The sequence below is a fragment of the Salinivibrio proteolyticus genome, from assembly GCF_001996165.1.
Taxonomy (GTDB): Bacteria; Pseudomonadota; Gammaproteobacteria; order Enterobacterales; family Vibrionaceae; genus Salinivibrio; species Salinivibrio proteolyticus.
On sequence record NZ_MUFP01000022.1, the window covers coordinates 26,780 to 46,472 of the forward strand.

Annotated in this window: 19 protein-coding genes; 11 read left to right on the plus strand and 8 right to left on the minus strand. The window is 49.4% G+C overall.

Annotated elements, in window-relative coordinates; genetic code table 11:
• The first annotated feature begins 116 nt into the window (after positions 1-116).
• Positions 117-1,034, plus strand: a complete 918-nt coding sequence (locus BZJ19_RS14670) for an EamA family transporter (protein ID WP_077676190.1) — start codon at positions 117-119, stop codon at positions 1,032-1,034.
• Here BZJ19_RS14670 and viaA read toward each other — a convergent pair.
• Both viaA and BZJ19_RS14680 read right to left on the minus strand, forming a co-directional pair.
• Positions 1,028-2,497, minus strand: a complete 1,470-nt coding sequence (viaA, locus tag BZJ19_RS14675) for an ATPase RavA stimulator ViaA (RefSeq protein ID WP_077676191.1) — start codon at positions 2,495-2,497, stop codon at positions 1,028-1,030. The two genes, BZJ19_RS14670 and viaA, sit on opposite strands and share 7 nt — an antisense overlap.
• The gene (locus tag BZJ19_RS14680) at positions 2,490-4,163 is read right to left on the minus strand and encodes an AAA family ATPase (protein WP_102136146.1); all 1,674 of its coding nucleotides are present in this window, start codon (positions 4,161-4,163) and stop codon (positions 2,490-2,492) included. The genes viaA and BZJ19_RS14680 overlap by 8 nt, the downstream gene beginning before the upstream one ends.
• Positions 4,164-4,530: 367 nt before the next feature.
• Here BZJ19_RS14680 and BZJ19_RS14685 point away from each other — a divergent pair, with 367 nt between their 5' ends.
• Entirely contained in the window at positions 4,531-5,370 is an 840-nt protein-coding gene (locus BZJ19_RS14685; RefSeq protein WP_077676193.1) for a phosphate ABC transporter substrate-binding protein, read from the plus strand.
• An 8-nt stretch (positions 5,371-5,378) separates the two neighbouring features.
• On the opposite strand, the gene BZJ19_RS14690 is transcribed toward BZJ19_RS14685, so the two are convergent.
• Entirely contained in the window at positions 5,379-6,218 is an 840-nt protein-coding gene (locus BZJ19_RS14690; protein ID WP_077676194.1) for a sulfurtransferase, read from the minus strand.
• Between the two features lie 138 nt (positions 6,219-6,356).
• Here BZJ19_RS14690 and BZJ19_RS14695 point away from each other — a divergent pair, with 138 nt between their 5' ends.
• Positions 6,357-7,331, plus strand: a complete 975-nt coding sequence (locus BZJ19_RS14695; protein ID WP_077676195.1) for a lipid A deacylase LpxR family protein — start codon at positions 6,357-6,359, stop codon at positions 7,329-7,331.
• On the opposite strand, the gene BZJ19_RS14700 is transcribed toward BZJ19_RS14695, so the two are convergent.
• Positions 7,328-8,203 (minus strand): DMT family transporter, encoded by an 876-nt coding sequence (locus BZJ19_RS14700; RefSeq protein WP_077676196.1) that lies wholly within the window; start codon positions 8,201-8,203, stop codon positions 7,328-7,330. The genes BZJ19_RS14695 and BZJ19_RS14700 overlap by 4 nt on opposite strands.
• Positions 8,204-8,362: 159 nt before the next feature.
• Here BZJ19_RS14700 and BZJ19_RS14705 point away from each other — a divergent pair, with 159 nt between their 5' ends.
• From BZJ19_RS14705 to BZJ19_RS14725, 5 genes are all read left to right on the plus strand, one after another.
• Positions 8,363-8,902 carry a hydrolase gene (locus BZJ19_RS14705; protein ID WP_077676197.1) on the plus strand — a complete coding sequence of 180 codons (540 nt, stop codon included), beginning with the start codon at positions 8,363-8,365 and terminating at the stop codon, positions 8,900-8,902.
• A gap of 165 nt (positions 8,903-9,067) precedes the next feature.
• Positions 9,068-10,063, plus strand: coding sequence for an ABC transporter substrate-binding protein (locus BZJ19_RS14710; RefSeq protein WP_077676198.1), 996 nt, complete (start codon positions 9,068-9,070; stop codon positions 10,061-10,063).
• 62 nt (positions 10,064-10,125) lie between these two features.
• A complete protein-coding gene (locus BZJ19_RS14715) occupies positions 10,126-11,022 on the plus strand; it encodes an ABC transporter permease (protein ID WP_077457908.1) in 897 nt (298 codons plus the stop codon).
• Positions 11,015-12,241 carry a quaternary amine ABC transporter ATP-binding protein gene (locus BZJ19_RS14720; protein WP_077676199.1) on the plus strand — a complete coding sequence of 409 codons (1,227 nt, stop codon included), beginning with the start codon at positions 11,015-11,017 and terminating at the stop codon, positions 12,239-12,241. The genes BZJ19_RS14715 and BZJ19_RS14720 overlap by 8 nt, the downstream gene beginning before the upstream one ends.
• Before the next feature lie 155 nt (positions 12,242-12,396).
• The gene (locus BZJ19_RS14725; RefSeq protein WP_077676200.1) at positions 12,397-13,995 is read left to right on the plus strand and encodes a methyl-accepting chemotaxis protein; all 1,599 of its coding nucleotides are present in this window, start codon (positions 12,397-12,399) and stop codon (positions 13,993-13,995) included.
• 49 nt (positions 13,996-14,044) lie between these two features.
• Here BZJ19_RS14725 and metC read toward each other — a convergent pair whose 3' ends face one another.
• Positions 14,045-15,241, minus strand: a complete 1,197-nt coding sequence (gene metC, locus BZJ19_RS14730; RefSeq protein ID WP_077676201.1) for a cystathionine beta-lyase — start codon at positions 15,239-15,241, stop codon at positions 14,045-14,047.
• 268 nt (positions 15,242-15,509) lie between these two features.
• Between metC and BZJ19_RS17195 the strand changes: the two genes are divergently transcribed.
• Positions 15,510-15,683 carry a hypothetical protein gene (locus BZJ19_RS17195; protein WP_167370411.1) on the plus strand — a complete coding sequence of 58 codons (174 nt, stop codon included), beginning with the start codon at positions 15,510-15,512 and terminating at the stop codon, positions 15,681-15,683.
• A 337-nt stretch (positions 15,684-16,020) separates the two neighbouring features.
• On the opposite strand, the gene BZJ19_RS14740 is transcribed toward BZJ19_RS17195, so the two are convergent.
• Together BZJ19_RS14740 and BZJ19_RS14745 are read right to left on the minus strand one after the other, a co-directional pair.
• Positions 16,021-16,515, minus strand: a complete 495-nt coding sequence (locus BZJ19_RS14740) for an NfeD family protein (protein ID WP_077676202.1) — start codon at positions 16,513-16,515, stop codon at positions 16,021-16,023.
• Between the two features lies 1 nt (position 16,516).
• A complete protein-coding gene (locus BZJ19_RS14745; RefSeq protein ID WP_077676203.1) occupies positions 16,517-17,464 on the minus strand; it encodes an SPFH domain-containing protein in 948 nt (315 codons plus the stop codon).
• 549 nt (positions 17,465-18,013) lie between these two features.
• Between BZJ19_RS14745 and cspE the strand changes: the two genes are divergently transcribed.
• Both cspE and BZJ19_RS14755 read left to right on the plus strand, forming a co-directional pair.
• Positions 18,014-18,220: a transcription antiterminator/RNA stability regulator CspE gene (gene cspE, locus BZJ19_RS14750; protein ID WP_069589811.1), complete on the plus strand. Its 207-nt coding sequence runs from the start codon at positions 18,014-18,016 to the stop codon at positions 18,218-18,220.
• 165 nt (positions 18,221-18,385) lie between these two features.
• Positions 18,386-19,384 (plus strand): response regulator, encoded by a 999-nt coding sequence (locus BZJ19_RS14755; RefSeq protein WP_077676204.1) that lies wholly within the window; start codon positions 18,386-18,388, stop codon positions 19,382-19,384.
• 97 nt (positions 19,385-19,481) lie between these two features.
• Here BZJ19_RS14755 and BZJ19_RS17295 read toward each other — a convergent pair.
• Positions 19,482-19,693: hypothetical protein (locus BZJ19_RS17295; RefSeq protein ID WP_235608250.1), on the minus strand; the 212-nt coding region annotated here is incomplete at its 5' end.

Below are 19,693 nucleotides of genomic sequence, written 5' to 3' on the forward strand. Positions count from 1 at the left end.
GCCTTTTTTCGTGATGGCCCCATCAACACATCTAATTTATTGGCATAGCTGTCTAACAATTAGGGATTAAGACATTTCCATGCTAGCCTAACGCCAGTATTGCCAAGGAATTAGGTATGAACGCAAAAAGTATCGCACTCGCCCTTACCGTGGTCGTTATTTGGGGCGTGAATTTCTCTGTCATCAAAGTAGGCTTACACACACTACCGCCGATTCTTTTCTCTGGGTTGCGCTTTTTAATTGTTGCTATCCCCGCGGTATTGTTTGTTCCGCGTCCTCGCGTACCACTGTGGCAGTTATTGACCGTTGGACTCAGTCTTGGCGTGATTAAATTCAGCCTGCTCTTTGTGGCAATGGACGCCGACGCATCGGCAGGGATTGCATCTTTGCTGTTGCAAGCGCAGGTGATCTTTACCATCTTACTGAGTGCGGTGTTACTACGCGAAGTTGTCACTCGCGCGCAAGGACTGGGGCTGTGCATTGCTCTGTCTGGGTTTGCACTTTTCTTTCTTACCACCACAGGTAGCGCTACCCTCACAGGTGTAACGATGATCGTTGCTGCGGCGTTTTTCTGGGCCATTGCCAATCTGGTGATGAAACAGATGCCAGGCGTGAATCTGATGCATTTTATGGTATGGGTGAGCTTGATCCCTCCCCTACCACTCTTCGCCCTATCCTATTTACTGGAGAGCCAACATCCGCTCCAGTTGCTGCAAGCAACACCGCTATCTGGCTGGTTATCCATCGCTTACGTCGGCTACATTTCTACCTTGGTGGCCTTTGCTTTTTGGGGCTGGCTATTAAATCAACATACCTCAGCGTCGGTCACACCGTTCGCGTTATTAATCCCTATTGTGGGAATGAGTGCCGCCTCGGTAGGTCTGGGGGAGCGATTATCACCCATCGAATGGGTGGGGGCAGGATTGATCGTGGTTGGGCTAACCATTTCCGTACTTGGCGCGAGACTGTGGCGTTATCTTCGGCAGGCAAGAAAAGCATCGGCGAAAAAAGCACCGTCTGCGTCCGCTCAGTGATCGCGTTTGCCCGGCCACCATTGGTTAACTAAGCGCCCAGCTAAGGATGGCTGATAGCGCCAACAGTGATCAAACATCGCCATCAGCTCTGGATTACCGTATTTCGACAGGCTCACGGCGTGAAATCGATTTTGCTGCGCTTTTAGTGCATTCACTTTTTCGATCATCGCGTCCGATTGTTTGGGCGCGATAAAATCAGACACCACCACCAGATCAGCGTTTTGGTAACGGTCACCTGCCATTAAGTCGAGCGCTTTATCAATCACTGGCGCCATATCGGTACCACCGTGAAAACGGTATGAAAGAAAGCTCATCGCTTCTTGTAGCCCCTGTTCGCCAGTCAGCTCATAGCTAATATGGTCAGTGGAAAACAGCATCACGTAGCAGTCACGATGCTCGGTGGCGGCGATACGCATTAATACATACGCCAAGGCTTTTGCACATTGTTCCGGAAAGCCACTCATGGAGCCAGAGGCATCGACCGCAATAATAAATGGGCCTTTTATCTGCTCAGGCTTAGACTGACTTGGTGCATTGGTTTCTACCTTTTGGCGACGATGCGCCTTCCCCGACAATTGATAGTTCAGTAGCTGTTTATCCACCAATTGCTTGTAAAACACCACTTCGAGCGCAGGATCTGAAAGCAGCACCGCTTCATTAGGAAGTAAGCGGTCAACACGGTCGCTTTGACAAATACCCGTAATATCATCAGGAACGTCAACTTGTCGCTTTGGCACTGTTTTTAAGGTTTCAGTCGGTTGCTGACTGGGGCCACTGGCACTGACTTGATTCGCCATCCGTCCCAACTGCTCCGCAATCGCTTGAAGATCAGGATTTTTCTCTAAGAAAGTGACAAAACGTTTAAGTAAGGTCACGTCATGTTGTGACAAATGGCTCGCGGCCATATCCCACAACCGACCCACTTTACTGATATCACCGGATTGATCGACACCGTCCATCGTTTGGTAGGTTGCAATACGGCGGTAAAGATCGTCTAAAAGTTTCTCTTTTTGCGCTTCCAAATTTTCCGACTGCAACGCGTGGATTTCAGCCTTTAAATGCGCATGCCATTTATTACAAAAATACGATTGAAACATTGGGTCAGGATGTTCGGCCTGTTGTGACGCCAATAATGACGCTTGCGCATGAAACGAAGAGACCGGCTCCAAATCAGCAAGAAGTGTTTGAATGTCGGACTCAAAGGCACGTGCCGATTTCTCTGTCGCTTGCTCATACAGCTGAATTTCTTGCTTCAGGGCCGGTGATAACCCTTGCTGCATGAGTTTGCGCTTCGTGTGGCCGCGCCATTTATCGAGCTGTTTTTGTACCGCACGCTTGATCGCAGGGCTGCGCTCAGTGAGAAGCAATAACTGGGGATGCGACATCAACTCCGTCATTGCCGCATCAAGCAAACCGGATTCCGCCAACATCAAGCCCATGTTTAAGCTTTCTGCGCTAAGCATCGTCCGCTCCAGTAAAAAACGTATCGAGACGACGTAAACGGCGCGCTTGCTGTTCTAGTGTAGCCATGTGGGCTTTCACATCCCGCTCGGCATCCACCAAACTCGCGGACGCGACTTCCAGTAACTCTGGCTGGGCAAAAAGGTGAGGTAGGCCTGCATTTAGCTGACTACGGGCACGACGAATAAGAAACTGAGCCTGATTTAATTGTTCAAGTGCTTGATCCGTTTCCGCATGCCAAGTGTCAAGCTGCTCAGCGTCTGGATTATTCACCCCCGCCAGCGCAACCGGCACAGCACGATTGGCAATGTCTTTGACCACCAGCATGCCCTGTGCGTCCCACTCTAGAGTGAGACGACACAAATGGGTATTTTTGTTGACGTAGCCATATAGATCCGTACTGCCAGGCTTGAGCTTCTTTTCCACATCGGCCGCATCGAGGTATATCCAGCGACTATCGCCCTTTTCTTGCTCCGAGACCGACGGATTGGCAGTGAGCAGCACGCAACGTACGAGGTCGCGACTTTGATTGACGCTAAAACGTGGGGCTTTGCTGATATCAATAGTGGGCTTTCGTAAGCTCGAACTTGCGCTGTCTTGTTGATAGGCGAGCGCCTCGACCGTGCTTTGCTCTATGTCACGCAAGGCCACTTTCACGTCATCCATTAACGCTAAGGCTTCTTTCTGATCGAACAAAATCTCAGCCGCAAACCGACGCATCACCTCCTGTACCACTTCGCGCGATTCAGGGCTGTGCCACAGACAGTCTTCGAGTAGCAGTAAGTCGAGCGGTCCGACTTCATCACGCCCGTTAAAGAACGCCGCCGCCTTTAATAGGCGCACCGCTTTTTTCCAGCGCCGATCCGACACGTATAATTCGGCTGGATTAAAGTTTGGACTTTCTTCTCCCGCCTGCTCGAGCCGCTGCTTTAAGGTATAAAGCTTGTCAAAAATCGCATCAGGCAAAGCAAGGCTAGGAATAATGCTCTGCCATTGCTGATACTCCTCATGGCCAATTTTAATTTTATCTGGCACCGAGGTTTCATCTTGGCTCGGCTCAGTGAGCATCAGTTTAAAATTCTTCTTCTCTTGAATACGATTGACAAATACGCGCAGAAGCATTCGGTCATACAAAGCATCTAGCCCACTATCAGGCTCAGGAAGTTCATTTGAGGCCGTGACGAGAAGCCGCATGGGAACCGGATAAACATGCTCGCCATTGCGAAACGTACGCTCATTGACCACCGTTAATAGCGTGTTGAGGATCGCCGGACCAGCTTTCCAAATCTCATCGAGGAACACCACATCGGCGTTGGGTAGATAGCCCTCGGTGAGACGAACATATTTACCTTCATCCTTCAGCGCTTGAATTGATAACGGCCCAAAAACTTCTTCAGGGGTGGAGAAGCGGGTCATCAAATATTCAAAGAACTGACTGTTTTCAAACGCATCGATTAGGCGTTTGGCAATAAAACTCTTAGCGATGCCCGGTGGCCCCAACAAAAACACACTTTCGCCAGCAAGCGCGGCGAGCAAACACATTTTGATCGTATGTTCACGTTCATAGACGCCGCTGGACAGGGCATCAATGAGTTGAGAAATGCGCTCAGGCAATAGCGCACGACGGCTGACGGTGGCGAGGTTTTGAGACAAGTGACACTCCCGCATTCTGATTCGGTTTCAGTCTGAGCGGCCTCTCGCGGTGATAAGGCGGCTTCCTGCTTCTACTTCTACATAAAGCATGGCAAGCCCATCCAAGGCTGCCATCAACGCGCTATTCAAGCGAACAATAAATAAACTAATGTGTAAGTAAATTTTAAGTAATGTATGGATATATCATTGATGCAAATATCAAATAGTGACACAGATCACTTTAAAGTCAATATTGTGTAGTCGCTCGAAGAAGCTGATGGTTAAAACATCAGGAACACATTGATCTTGTTAACTCAGCATGGTTTTGGCTCACGTTGTCACTGGAATGACACATCATTGTCATAGAATCCGTTGCCTCTTTATCGCAACAGGACGTTAACCCATGTTTAAACACACACTTTTTTCTTTCCTCTTCCTTTGCACCAGCCAACTCGCATTTGCTGCGCCATCAGTCACCATCACGGGTTCAACGTCTGTGAGCCATGTGATGGAAGTGATTGCCGAGCGCTATCAGCGCGACCATGATGTGGTCATTCAGGTACAAGGAACAGGCTCGGCCGCGGGCATTGCTGCAGTAAAACAAGGGATTGCACCGATGGGCATGAGTTCGCGGTACTTAAAGCAAGAAGAAATTGCTCCGGATCTCACCACCGATATTCTGGCCTATGATGGTATTGCCTTGGTGGTTCATCCCAGCAATCCCGTCACAGCCCTGACCCAAGCGCAAATTCGGAAAATCTATTTGGGCGAGATTAAAAACTGGCAAGCACTCGGGGGAGCGGATCGTGAAATCGCCGCGGTGTCCCGTGAGTCAGCCTCGGGGTCACGTTTTTCGTTTGAAACCTTACTCGACCTGACCAAGGTCGTGAAAGGTGAGACAGTGTCGGGAGTGAGTCCACGCTTAATGGTGGTGAATAGCAATAGCATGGTGAAAACCCTAGTCGCCAAGAACCCTCATGCTATCGGCTATGTCTCGCTGGGCTCGGTCGATGCAGGCATCAAGCCGCTATCGGTGGATGGTCAAGCACCAACCTTGGCAGCCATCGCTGATGGGCGCTATAAGCTGGCGCGTCCTTTTGTGATCTTGCGCAAAACCGCGCCACTGTCATCCGCCGCTAACGGCTTTTATGATTACTTGCTTTCTGAGCAAGGTCAGCAAGCGTTTGCCAATGCCGGCTACGTCGCGAGTCAGTCGCAACAGATGGCACTGACAACGCCCTGAGCGGGCAATTAGGCCGTACTGGCTTCCTTAGTCACCGGCCATGCTTTATGGCTACCCCACTCTGTCCATGACCCATCGTAGACAGCAACCGGGTAGCCAAAGTAATGCTCGGCCACTGCGGCGAGAATGCAAGCCGTCACGCCAGACCCACAACTTGCAACATTAAGGCGTGTATCACTGAGTAGCGGAAGCACAAGGCGTCTGGCTTCTGTTTGATCAATCACGAAGCCTTGTTGGTCAGTAAGACTAGCAAATGGTAAGTTCTTTGCGCCCGGCATATGCCCTGCGCGCACACCGTCTCTTGGCTCTGGCACCGTCCCGTTAAACCGTGCCGCTGGACGGACATCAATCACATTCACAGCCGCCAGTTTTGCCGCCAGTGTTTCTCCATCTATATAGCGATAAGGTTTGAAGCTCGACACATACGTTGCTTCGACGCGGGGTTTCGCGGCCGACTCTTCCAAAGGCCCATCTTGTGCCAGCCAAGCCGGCAATCCACCATCTAAAATAAAGACATTTTCATGGCCCATGACTTTACACATCCACCACACGCGGGCGGCAGAAAACAGGCCTTGGGTATCATAGACCACCAAGGTATCTTGTGGCGCGATGCCGAGTTTACCCATGTGTCTCGCAAATTCCTCAGCACTGGGTAACATATGGGGTAACGGCGATTGGGTATCTTTAATAACGCCATCGAAGTCAAAGAATATGGCGCCGGGCAAACGGCGCTGCTGCCACTCTTGATAGCCATTGCGTGCTACGTCGGGCATAAACCAACTGGCATCTACGGGGACAACCGATTCTAATCGCGACTTTAACCACTGCGCACTGACAAACACTGACATCTTGACGATCCCTTTTCATTATTGATGGAGGACTTACTCATATTTCACTCGATACTGACGAGTGTGGCATAGAGTAACACTCAGTTTTTCTTCATACTGATTCTGTCGCCATCAAGATGCAACCCAACGAGGACGTTAATGACATCGCTGCCCCTTATTCGTCGAACCGCTATAGCCATGCTCGCACTTCCCACACTCGGCCATGCAGCAGGGTTTGGCGTGACGATCGAAAATGACAGTCCGCTCGGCGAAGATAATCAATATACCAGTGGCGTATATGCCCATTGGCACAGTGATTGGTCTGACGATGTCACCACCACATCGGTGGCGCCGATACGTTGGTTTGCAGAGCAATTGCCTTTAAACCCGGAGGCCCGCCAAGCTTGGAGTATGGACATCGGCCAGATGATGTGGACTCCGAATGACATCACCTTCACCACACCGCAACCTAACGAACGTCCCTACGCGGGGCTGATTTTTATCGAGCCGGGTGTGTATCAGCAAACGCCTGAACGCGTCGATAAATGGTCGGTATTGTTTGGCATCGTAGGGCCTGCCTCTTTGACCGAACAAGGACAATCTTACGTGCACAAGCTTATCGACTCACCGGACCCCAAAGGATGGGACTATCAGGTGCGAAATACGCCGGTGGCACAGTTTGCCTACGAACGCCACCAGCTTCTTCATCGGAGCGAATATCAAGAGTGGGGCGTATCTGGACGCGCAGATATTGGTAACTTTCGCAGTGAAGTATCCGCCGGGCTCAGCTATCGCATCGGGCTAGACTTAGCGAATTCCTATGGTGGGATCAGTTTTGAGCCCGGTCGCCACCTTGACAGCCGAATGTTTGATGCCAGCACCCAAGGCGCATTTTTTTACACCGCTGTGCAAGGTCGGTACCGTGCCAATGACATCACCATTAATGGCGATAAGCCCCCCGAAAACGCAGACATTGATATGACCCATTGGCAAGCCAGTGCCGCGGCCGGTTTCGCTTATTACCAACCGCGCTGGGGCACTGACGTGAGCGTTGCGCTGCACAGTAAGGACTATCAACAAGCGACTGACGACACCTACAGTTACGTATCATGGACAGTCCACTATCGTTATTAACGGTTAACTGGCAGAGGCTCTACGGCTTGTTTCACCACAGGTCGAGCGCCTCGATCAGACCATTTCATCCATACCAAGGAGGTAAGGATCAATCCAATACCGACCCACTGCATGGGTTGAAGTGTTTCATTAACCCACAAGACCCCGAGGGTGACAGCAGTCAGTGGGTTCAAAAACATAATGATCGACTGGCGATTGGGGCCTAATACGGTAATCGAGCGTATATAAGCCCAGTAACCTACCGCAGTATTCAACACAATTACCCAGATCAAACCCGGAACGGCATGGAGGCTGATTGCCTGTGGAGGTCCTGCCAGTAACCACGCAAACGGGATTAACATCACGCCACCAATGACCAACTGCCACGCGGTTAAACCAAAGATATCTTTGGCCTCCCAGCGCTTCATCCACAAGGTCGACTGCGCGACAAAGACGGTGGCGGCTAACATCGCCCCTGCACCAACCCAATCAATGTCGGTAGAAGGGTTAAGGAGTAGCCCCACCCCAGCCAAACCGAGCAGTGCCAACATCAACATCTTTAACTGAGGGCGTTTCCCTTCTGTTAACCACTGCAACAACATCAATACGAGCGGTAAGGTCGCTCCTAATGTCCCGGCAACCGCACCCGGTAAACGATAAGCGGCCACAAATAACAACAAAAAGAACGCTGCGATATTAAAAAAGCTCACCGCGAGCATGCGCGGCACGCTCAACGGTAAGCCGCGACGACTAATCAATAGCATCAGCAAGCCTGCTGGTAATGCGCGCCACACAGCCATCCAATAGGGAGACAGATCCGCCAAGAATAGTGCCACAGCGGAGTAAGTGCTCCCCCAAAAAATCGGTGCCAATACCGCAATCAAATAATGCATACCTTGCCCTCACTTATCTTAATGTGAAGATATATTAGTGCTCCAGTTGATTTATATCAAGTATCTTTATGTGATGATAATAACTTGTGCGATGGGCCTCGGCGAAGAAAAAACCGTCCTGCTACGCTTATTACTCCCTGAAAACAAAAGGATAGTGTCATGATTAATACAGAAAATGCTGTCGTCATTCTGATTGACGTACAAGGAAAACTGGCGCAGAAAGTGGTAAATAGCGATGCGCTACACCAAAAGACCGCGCAACTGCTACGCGCCTGTCAGCATTTTGATGTACCCGTTATTTGGATGGAGCAACTGCCGGATAAACTCGGCCCAACTTCTCCATCGCTCGCCGCGCTGTTGCCCGAGAACACCCCCATCGCTAAGCAAACTTTCAGCGCTTACGCCCACCCCGAAGTGCAGCAAAAGCTAAAAACGCTCAACCGTAAACAAGTGATTTTATGTGGCATCGAAACGCACATTTGTGTCTACCAAACCGCTTGCGACCTCCTTCGTGCTCATTATCATGTCCACGTGGCAGTCGACGCGACGTCCTCGTGCCATACCAATCACCATCAAGTAGGTCTGAGCATGATGCAACAACATGGTGCATGGATAACCGTGGTTGAATCTTTGTTATTCGAGTGGCAACAACAAGCCGGTGGTGGCGACTTTAAACGCTTTTTATCGTTGATCAAATAAGCGCAGGTCGGCGCCATGCAAAGCCTTCTACTTCTTAGATAGATGCTTGTAGTAATTTCGACGAGCCCGCGGCACATCGTGATCCATCTGGCGTGCCATGCACTAACAATTTGGTTAGTGGTCTAATATTATTGTGAATGCGTGAAAAAGAAGAAGGGAAGCACTATGTACAAGCGAATCATTGCCGCCAGCCTGTTAGCGGTAGGCGCACTGCCCGTGAATGCGGATGATCACACCTGCGGCAAAGTGACCATTGCCGATATGAATTGGAACTCTGCAAGCTTAATTGCCAATATCGACCGTTTTATTCTCGAGCATGGTTACGGATGTGATGCAGAGCTGGTGCCGGGTGACACCATGCCGACCGGTACCTCGATGGTCGAAAAAGGAGAGCCCGATATTGCGCCGGAATTTTGGAGCAACTCAATGCGTGAAGGACTGCAACGTGGTATCGACGAGGGCCGGATTCGCTATGCAGGAAAAGCCTTGATTGACGGCGGTGAAGAAGGATTCTGGGTGCCGCAATATCTCGTCGATGACTACCCTGAGCTGAAAACCATTTCGGGGGTTAAAGCGAATGCCAAACTATTTACTCACCCTGAAGACCCCTCTAAATCTGCATTCTATGGCTGCCCCGCCGGTTGGAATTGCCAGATCACGTCAACCAACCTCTTTCGCGCCCTCAACCTTGCCGATAGCGGCTTTGAAATGGTTGACCCTGGCTCTGGTGCTGGCTTAGCCGGTTCAATCGCCAAAGCTTATGAACGTAAAGAACCTTGGTTCGGGTATTACTGGGCGCCCACGGCCGTGCTCGGCAAATATGACATGGTCAAAATAGACTTTGAATCCGGCACCGATATTGATCACTACAAACAATGTGTGACCGCGAATGACTGTCTCAACCCAAGGGTCACTATGTATCCCGCGGCTGATGTTGATACCGTGATCACCGAACGATTCGCAAAGCGTGCACCAGACGCCGTGGCTTATCTCGAAACACGAGGCTTTACTAACGATCAAATGAATACACTGCTTGCCTGGATGGAAGAAAATCAGGCCGATGGCGAATATGCCATGACACACTTTTTAATTGAGCACCCTGAGATCTGGACATCATGGGTGTCCGATGATGTCGCCGATAAAATCAACAATGCACTTTAACCTCACTCAGCGCAGTCTTTGGCTGCGCTGCGCTTTCCCCGCAGTAAAGGAACCCCCTGAAAATGGCAAATTCATGGCTAACTGATGTGCCTGAAATGAGCAGACGAGATCTGCTTGAAATACGTAAAACCCTCGACGGTGCCTATCGCAGCTTCTCCCGTGAATACGGCGAATCTATCGAGTCTTTTTTTGACCCCTTACTTAACTTTCTGGTTTGGTTCGAAGATTTGTTGCTGTCGACACCGTGGTGGTTAGTGATCGCGATTCTGGCCGGTATTGCCTATCTGGCCAGCCGCTCGTGGAAACTGCCTCTGGCCGTGGTGGTCGCATTCACGGCCATCGGCTATCTAGGAATGTGGGAAGACACCATGAGCACCATGAGTATTATTCTCGTCTGTACCCTGCTCGCGATTGGTGTCGGTGTACCGATTGGGATAGCCATGTCAAAGTCAGACCGTACCCAAGCGATTGTCACGCCACTTTTGGATGTTATGCAAACCATGCCGGCATTCGTCTATCTGATTCCAGTGGTTATGTTGCTTGGGATCGGGAAAATTCCCGGTGTCATTGCCGTGGTGATTTATGCCATTCCGCCGGTGATCCGATTAACCAATTTAGGCATCCGATTGGTCGATAAAGATGTTCTCGAAGCAGCTACCGCCTACGGTGCCAGCGGCATGCAGCGGCTTTTCCAAGTTCAGCTACCCTTGGCAATGCCCACCATTATGGCCGGTATTAACCAAACCATCATGATGGCCTTGGCCATGGTTGTTATCGCATCCATGATTGGTGTGGCAGGCTTGGGACAACCCGTTCTCAAATCCATTACTAACCAATACTTTACCCTAGGTCTTCTGAACGGTTTAGCCATTGTGGCGCTCGCCATCATTTTTGACCGCGTTTCACAAAGCTACGCCAAACGTGCGCAGCAGCATTTAAAAGGAAGTGAGCATGACTGAGCCAACCCATGACACGCTGATTGAAATTGAAGGCCTGTACAAGGTGTTTGGTAAACACCCTCACAAAGTGATGGCCAGTGTGAAAGACGGAAAAAGCAAAGATGACTTGCTTCAACAAACTGGGCATACCATTGGGTTAAGTGATATCAACCTCTCGATTCGACGCGGTGAAGTCTTCGTGATCATGGGACTATCGGGGTCAGGGAAGTCTACCCTTATCCGTCACTTTAACCGTCTGATTGATCCTACCGAAGGTGCGATTCGCATTGAGGGCACGGATATTATGCAGTTTTCTCAACAAGAGTTGCAGCAATTCCGCCGTCATAAAATGTCGATGGTATTTCAACGATTTGGCTTATTACCGCACCGTACCGTTAAAGAAAATGTCGCGTTTGGGTTGCACATTCAAGGCGTGGCCAAAAAGGAACGCGACGCCACAGCCCAACAGTGGTTATCAACCGTTGGTTTGGAGGGGTACGCGGACCAATACCCTGCGCAATTGTCAGGGGGCCAGCAGCAACGGGTAGGACTCGCGCGTGCCTTGTGTACCGATGCCGATATTTTGCTCATGGACGAAGCCTTCTCTGCGCTGGACCCGCTTATTCGCAGCGAGATGCAAGATCAATTGATTGAGTTACAAGAGAAGTTACATAAGACCATCGTGTTTATTACGCATGATCTGGATGAAGCCTTACGCTTGGGCGATCGCATTGCGATTTTGCGCGATGGTAAACTCGTACAGGTTGGTGAGCCCGTCGATATTCTATTGCGTCCAGCAGATGACTATGTGGAAGCCTTTGTCAAAGATGTGAATCGCGCCCGCGCACTAACGGTGGAGACGGTGATGCAGCCGCAGATTTGTCGCATAAGCGCCAATACCATTGGCGATGCCATCACGCAAATGCGCCAACAGAAAGCCAGCTATGGCTATTATGTCACCGAAGATGGCTACCAAGGCACACTAAGTGAAAAAGCACTCAGCAAAGCTGATCCCAGTACACAAATTGATGCCAGTATGATTGAAGATGTGCCTGCTATCGACCAAGACTCCTTGCTTGAACAAGTGATCCCAGACACGCTGGCATCGAAGTGGCCGCTCCCTGTTTTTGACAAAGAAGGGGAATTGATTGGCCACCTTTCACGCCAAACGGTTGCCACGATTCTCAGCGAGAAAGCCGCCTCCACAAAGGATCCCGACGCTCCCGCGATTGCGAGCTAACAGGTGACAGCGGCTATTTTATTAGCCGCTGTGTTCATCAAACTAAACAGTGATATTAGTCGCAAATCACACTATTGAGACAGGTGTCATTCCCCTGCAACAGTCGCTGCCTAACCTGCCCCTCATCCGAACATGAGTAGTTGGTAGGAAACAACATGAGTGTACGACAGCGACTGTTAATCGCATTTTCCCTCTTTATTGCATCCACGATTGGGCTAGGAAGCTTATCGCTGTGGATTTCATCCCGCTCTGCGCAAGCCTCTTCAGAATATGTCAATCAACAGCTGCCTGAAGTCTGGGCGTTGCTCGCGCTGGAACGCGATCACCGCAACTTGGTCAACTTATCGCAAAAAATCAAAGCACAGTTATTGTTCTGGAATGAAATTCAGCCGCAGTTTGAACAACTTCATCAAGACTATCAGCAAAGCTGGCAAGCACTCTCTCGCTCTCCGTCGCTCGCAACCTGGCGCGCGAAACATCAAGCCGATAAACAGGCATTCGATGACTATCTCGTCCAGCTAGAAAAAACCATCGCTGCCAAAAGCTTCTATGATGCGGGGAGGTTAGTCGACTTTGATATGTATCCGGCCGTTGATCCTATGCTGCTCGCTATCAACGAGAAGCTGGCCGAAAGGCAATCTCATGCGAAACACTCTGCAAGCGGGCTGATCACCTTTCTAAACCAACAAGCGCATACCGTGTATATTGGTTGTGGCGCCACCTTACTCTTGGCATTGGTATTGATGACATGGTTGCGCAAAACTGTGGTGGTTCGCTTGGATCATATCGCTAATGCCTTAACAGATATTGACCAGCGTTCCGATCTGAGTACCCGCCTCACCGATCGGTACAGTGATGAGGTCAGTGCAGTCGCGCGGGCCTCTAATAACTTACTCGACAAGTTCTCGCATTTTGTCACTGACATTCAATCGCGAACGGCCGAATTAGATGGTCAATCTGACACGCTCGATACCCAAAGCAAACAAGTCGCACAGATTAACCAGCAGACCCGTCGTCAAGTCGACGACGTTGCCCAATCTCTCACCGTCATGGAAAGTGCCACCACAAACATTGCCAGTGCCATTCATGATACGCGCGAGTACATTAGCAAAGTGTCGCACGATAACGACGAGATCCAGCAACAAATGCGGACTACCGACGCCGCTATCGCACACAGTGTGGGTATCGTGGAGAAGGTATCGTCAACCATGGCAACACTGAAACAAACCAGTGAGCAAATTGCAGGGGTCATGGATGTGATTGAAGGGATTGCGGAGCAAACTAACCTACTAGCATTAAATGCAGCCATTGAGGCCGCGCGTGCCGGCGAGCATGGCCGAGGGTTTGCGGTCGTTGCCGATGAGGTCCGAGGGCTGTCACAGCGTACGGCACAATCGACCGGTGATATTCGCAATTGGATTAACGATCTCTTAGGACAAGTTGATACCGCCAGTTCACTGCTCACAGAAACACAAACGGCCAGTGCCTCCAACCAGCAAGCTAGCGTTCGTCTTCAAGGCTTTCTCAGTGATATGCATGCCACATTCCAAGGCTTAGAACAATTGAGCGCCGAGGTAGAAGCCGCATTGGCCTCACAGCACAAGGAAATTGAACATCTCACTGCTGGCCGACGTGCGCTCAAGCAAGGCAGCCAATCGCTCACTGAAGCCATCAATACAACCAGCGACGTCAGTGCCCAGTTGAGTCATCAATCGAGTGCACTCACCACGCTAACCGACCAATTTCAGACTTAAACCGACATCAAAAAGCCACCTTCATTAACTTAAGGTGGCTTATCAGCTTTTACTGGGCCGCTTTAATGCGTTCAAAGCCTGCTGCTAAGTCAGTGATCAAATCCTCTACCGCTTCTAAACCAATGTGCACGCGGACTAAGGTGCCACTGAAACTCACCTTACCGGCAGGACGAATACGGTTGAGTTGTTCAGGTTGATTGGTCAACAGCAACGACTCAAACCCGCCCCATGAGTACGCCATGCTAAAGTGCTGTAAATGATCACAGAACGCTTCCAGCTGTGCATCGGTAAGTCTTTGGTCAAACACAAACGAAAACAAGCCATTACTCCCAGAAAAGTCTCGCTCAAAAAAGACATGTCCGGGGCAATCAGAAAATGCAGGGTGAAGGACATGCGCGACTTCCGGCTGCTCTTTTAGCCATTGCGCAATCTGTAGAGCACTTTGTTGATGTTGCTTCAGACGCACCCCTAGGGTACGCAACCCTCTTGCCGCTTGATACGCCGTCTCGGCATCAATGGTTTGTCCCATCAAATAGGCACGTTCTCGTAGCTGCGGCCAACAGCGACGATTTGCCACCGCGGTGCCGAGCATATGATCAGAGTGGCCAATAATATACTTGGTGCCGGATTGAATCGAAATATCGACCCCATGTGTTAAAGGCTGATATAAAACGCCAGCAGCCCAGGTGTTATCCATCATAATGATTGCCTCTGGCGCTTTGGCGCGAATCGCTTGCACCATGGCTGGCGTATCATGGACTTCCATGGTGTACGACCCAGGCGACTCGAGAAACACAATCCGGGTATTAGGCCGAATACGCTCAGCGATTTGGGCTCCTTCAAGCGGATCGAAAAACTCAGTCTCGATCTGCATATCGGCAAGGATAGTTTGGCAAAAGTCTTGTGTGGGCTCGTAAGCCGAGCCAGTCACCAGAATATGGTCGCCCGKTTTCACAAATGCCAAGATACTGTTGGCAATGGCGGCAGCGCCACACGGAAACAACGCACATCCTTCACCTTGTTCGAGCTCTGTCATCGCATCTTGCAGGGCAAAATGCGTCTGGGTGCCACGGCGGCCGTAAAACAAGGTGTGCTGGTGTCGATGCGCAATTGCATGTTTTTTGTCGGCGAGCGTGTCAAAAACAATGGAGGAAGCACGCTGGATCACAGGGTTCACACCTTGTTGGGTATAACGTTTATCGCGCCCCACGTGAATCAATTTCGTGCTCAGGTATTTTTTTTCCATAATTCCTTACCCAAATATTTGCTCCATGGATACCTTACCCTAAGCATTATTTCTTTAGCAGTAAAGACATTTAGCCATCTATTTAAATAGATTCAATCGCACGTCTCCTTGTTATTTATGGCATGGATGACGAAACCCCGCGGCTACAATGTCGAGTTGTATGAAAATAACTATTTAGATCACTAAACAGATCACAAATTAAGCACGCCAGATGGAAAAGCGTAGAAAGTGTATATACATTGTATATCCAAACGATAGGCAAATGCAGATGACAAAAAAAGAAAAAAGCAAAAAAGACAGTCAGTTACTCATTCGAATTAATAGTGAGCAACGCGATGCCTTCTTGTCAAAATGCGAGGATCTCGACACGTCAGCTGCTAGAGAGATCCGTCGATTTATTAAACAATTTTTAAAAGAACACGAAGAAAAAAAGAGCTCATAATCACAGTTCTAGGTGCAACTTGCCGGCACCTGTCCACGGCATTGAAGCCGTATTGCGGTGGCGAAAACACCGGCAATGACAACGAAAGGAGAAAACCGATGGCTAAAGCATCAAAGAAAGATCTGAAAAAATCGATCAAAAAGACCAAAGCAAAAGTTGCTAAGCAAGAAAGCAAACTGAAAAAGCTGAAAAAACAGCTGAAAAAAGCCTAAATACATCGCCTCTACTTATCGAGGCACTCGGTTAGCTAGGCATAGCGCGTATAACGCAAAAAAGCTCGGGACATGGTGCCCGAGCTTTTTATTTGGCTCAATTAAACCAGAATGGCAAACAACGCCTAGTGGCTCGACTCCGCTTCGCTGACTGGCTCGACCGTAAAGCGACCGACATCAACACCGACCACTCGTACTTTGTCGCCTGCTTGCAAGCCAGCATCATGACAGCTGCCACTAAGCACTAACTGCCACGCCACACCCGAATACTTAATTGTCGCTGGATGTGCCGACGTTAACGGCTCAGTCAATGTCAGCGTCAAACCAATAAAGTCACTGTGCGTATTGTCAGGACTACGTGCACCACGTTGTAGCCGCTTTAGCGGCTGCCACAGCGCGGCGGTTAACAATCCAGCGCCAATCCCGGTTGCGCTAAACATCACGGTCACAGTTTCCGGCAGCACGCCGAGCATCGCCAAAAGACCCGCCAGTACCGCAGCAACCCCTGTTGCCAGCAATACGATGGTTGATAAGCCAAGCAACCACACTTCGACGACGAGCAGTAACAGCCCGATAACCATCGTCATCTCAGCTAGATGGGTGGTAAACCAGTTGTGCATATTAGCCTTTCACTTTGTTCAGTGTTTGAATGATGGTCATCGCTTCAGCAACCGTACTCGCCGCACCGGTCCCCGACTCTGGAAGCAATACGACAGAAGACTCTTTCGCGATCGCTTCTTTCGCACTGATGGCTTTTTCTGCCAAGTCTAATTGGATGGCTTTCTGGCCCTCTTCCGTGATCGCTCGTGAACCGACAATTTCAAGCGCTTCAGCTTGTGCTTCCGCGACCGCGATAATCGCTTTCGCTTCACCTTCCGCTTTCAAGATCTGCTCAGACTTTTCCGCTTCTGCAGCAAGTACCCGTGCTTGTTTTTGCCCTTCTGCAACGTTGATATCCGACTGACGTGCCCCTTCTGACTCAAGGATCACCGCACGCTTTTCACGTTCGGCTTTCATTTGACGCTCCATCGCATCCAATACGGAACGCGGCGGATCAATATCCTTAATTTCATAGCGGAGGACTTGTACTCCCCAAGGCTGAGCGGCTTCGTTAATCGCCGAGACGATTGCCGTATTAAGGCTTTCACGTTCCTCGAAGGTCTTATCCAATTCCATCTTACCCACTTCACTACGCATTGTGGTTTGCGCAAGTTGGGTCACGGAGTAGATATAGTCATCGACACCGTAGCAGGCTTTGTAAGGATCCAGCACTTTGATGTAAAGCACGCCATCGACTACTAGAGAGATGTTGTCTCGGGTAATAGCCGACTGACTCGGCACATCGAACGCTTGCTCTTTTAGCGTACGTTCATAGGCTAGACGGTCGATAAAAGGCACAATAAAATTCAAACCCGCTTCCATCGTTTTGTAATATTTACCAAAACGCTCAACCACATAGGCGGTGTTTTGCGGAACAAACTTTACCGAGCCACGCAAGAAAACAATCACTAGGATTGCGAGTACAATCCAAACGCTAAACGCGCTAGTAAGAGAGAGCATTTCGTTCATTGGGGTTCCTATCAGTAGAGGATCGACAAACAGCAACACGCTGCTACTCGTAGAAAGCATTAAGAGTACGTCAATGTCGATGAAAAAAGACAGCGCCCGATAGCATCTTTGACATCCGTCCCAATACAGGACGCGATTTTCGCCTTTGATTTGCTTGACCCTGACAAAAATCTCGGCGCTTGATCTCACTTTCAATCATTCACTCAAAATAAACCGGATATAAAGTGCGAAAAGAGATTTACCTCACATTCTTTTGCGTGTATTCTCGCTACTGTTCAACCGTGTTGGTTGACGTTACTGAAAGCTGAAAGGCGACCATCGTCACAGCCAACAGTAAACTGACGCGCAAATTACGCGTAGTCCTCTTGGAGCTGTTAAGCGGCTTCGCTAATCGGAAATTTATGCAGCAATTGAATATAGAAACATCGAAACACCCTACCGTTTGGCTGGAAAGTTAGTTGTCCTGAAGATATTCGCTACATTTGCCCATAGAACGATTAATGGCACTCGCGTCACTGCTACACCTAGTTAATATATTCAGGAGACATCATGTCTAAAGCTAATGGTACCGTTAAGTGGTTTAACGAAGAAAAAGGTTTCGGTTTTATCCAGCAAGAGAACGGTCCAGACGTATTCGTTCACTTCCGCGCCATCGTTGGTGAAGGCTTCCGCACTCTAGCTGAAGGCCAACAGGTTGAGTTCGATATCGAGCAAGGTCAAAAAGGCCCACAGGCAGCGAACGTAACTCGCCTGTAAGCTAAACCAGATTTAAGAAGAAAAGGCGCCTTTTAGGCGCCTTTTTTTGTATGCGTAATCTCTCACTCCCCGCAAAAACGTATAAAAAATTCTACAAATCACTCAGCAGCAAAACTCGCCGTTTACTACGCTTTTAGGACGGTTAGCGCTTTAGCAGGAGGGAGTATGCTATCTCGGTGTTTAGTAGTAGATGATCATGAGATGATTCGAGATACCATAGGCTTGATGGCACAAGCGCTAGGGATCAAATCCGTTATCACGGCGGCCGATGGCGCTGAGGCCATATCACGAGCCTTTCACGAACAACCTAGCCTAATTATCACCGACCTACAGATGGAGCCTATCGATGGTTTGGAGATGCTAAGGCTGATCCGTAGCGGTCGCTACCACCTACAGCACGATGTACCGATCATCATTCTCACCGCTAATGCCTCTCAGTCAGTGATTAGCGAATGCATCCGTTATGATGTTGACGCATTCATGGTCAAGCCAGTTAGAAAACAAGACCTCGAAAATCGCGTTCAACAACTAGCCAAAGATACCAAGTCCAAAAAACCACCAAAATACTACTTTGAGATGTATCAGGCCGATCCAGCTAAATCGACCGATTTTGAGCATAACGGTGCTGTTGTCTTCACTGAAGAAGAGCAGGAGAAAATCGAAAGAATTACGGACACAAGCCCGACAATTGATACAACCGTACCGAATGTTACCCCTGAACAGCCAACAGCAGAGAGCAAAGACAGAAAGTTCATTCGTTGGCAGGACAAATACTCTGTGGGGCACTCAGAACTCGATGCCAGCAACAAGCAATTGCTGGCTATCATCAATGACACCTATGAGGCTATCGCGTACCACCATGCCGATGGTGAAAAAGGAGATTTTGATGATCTCGCCCAGCGGTTTCGAGACTACATTGTGTCCCACTTCCAACTAGAAGAAGACATTCTTCACGATCTCGCCTATCCCAAATACAAAGAACATGCGGCCATCCATGAGCGTTTATCACGGCAAGCGCATTATGTGTTGCTTCAGTGCCAGGCGGATCCTGAACTGTACTCTTCAGAGTTTTTCAAGTTTTTGCGTTACTGGTGGGTACACCRCGTCGTAAAAGAAGACAGACAATATCGTGAATTCCTTAGCCAATCGCCTCAATCCGCCTAGTCACCCATTGAGTCCATAAGCAGCAAAAGTGACTAGGCTTTTTTGTCTAGCAAAATCCATTTTTCGTCTGTTTTTCTATCCAATCTTTTTATTTCATTCAACCCCAAATGAGGCGAAGACCAACCCGTCTCCCCTTCTTTGTGGCATGAGTCACACCAGATTGAGAACCGTCAATACATTTAGGCCAGTAAATGTTACGCATCAAAGCATTATGATTAATAAAAAATTTAACATTAACAAATTCCATAAATATCATATGTTTATGCTGTAGTGACAAACCGATTAGCGTAATTCGGGGTTGATAAACAA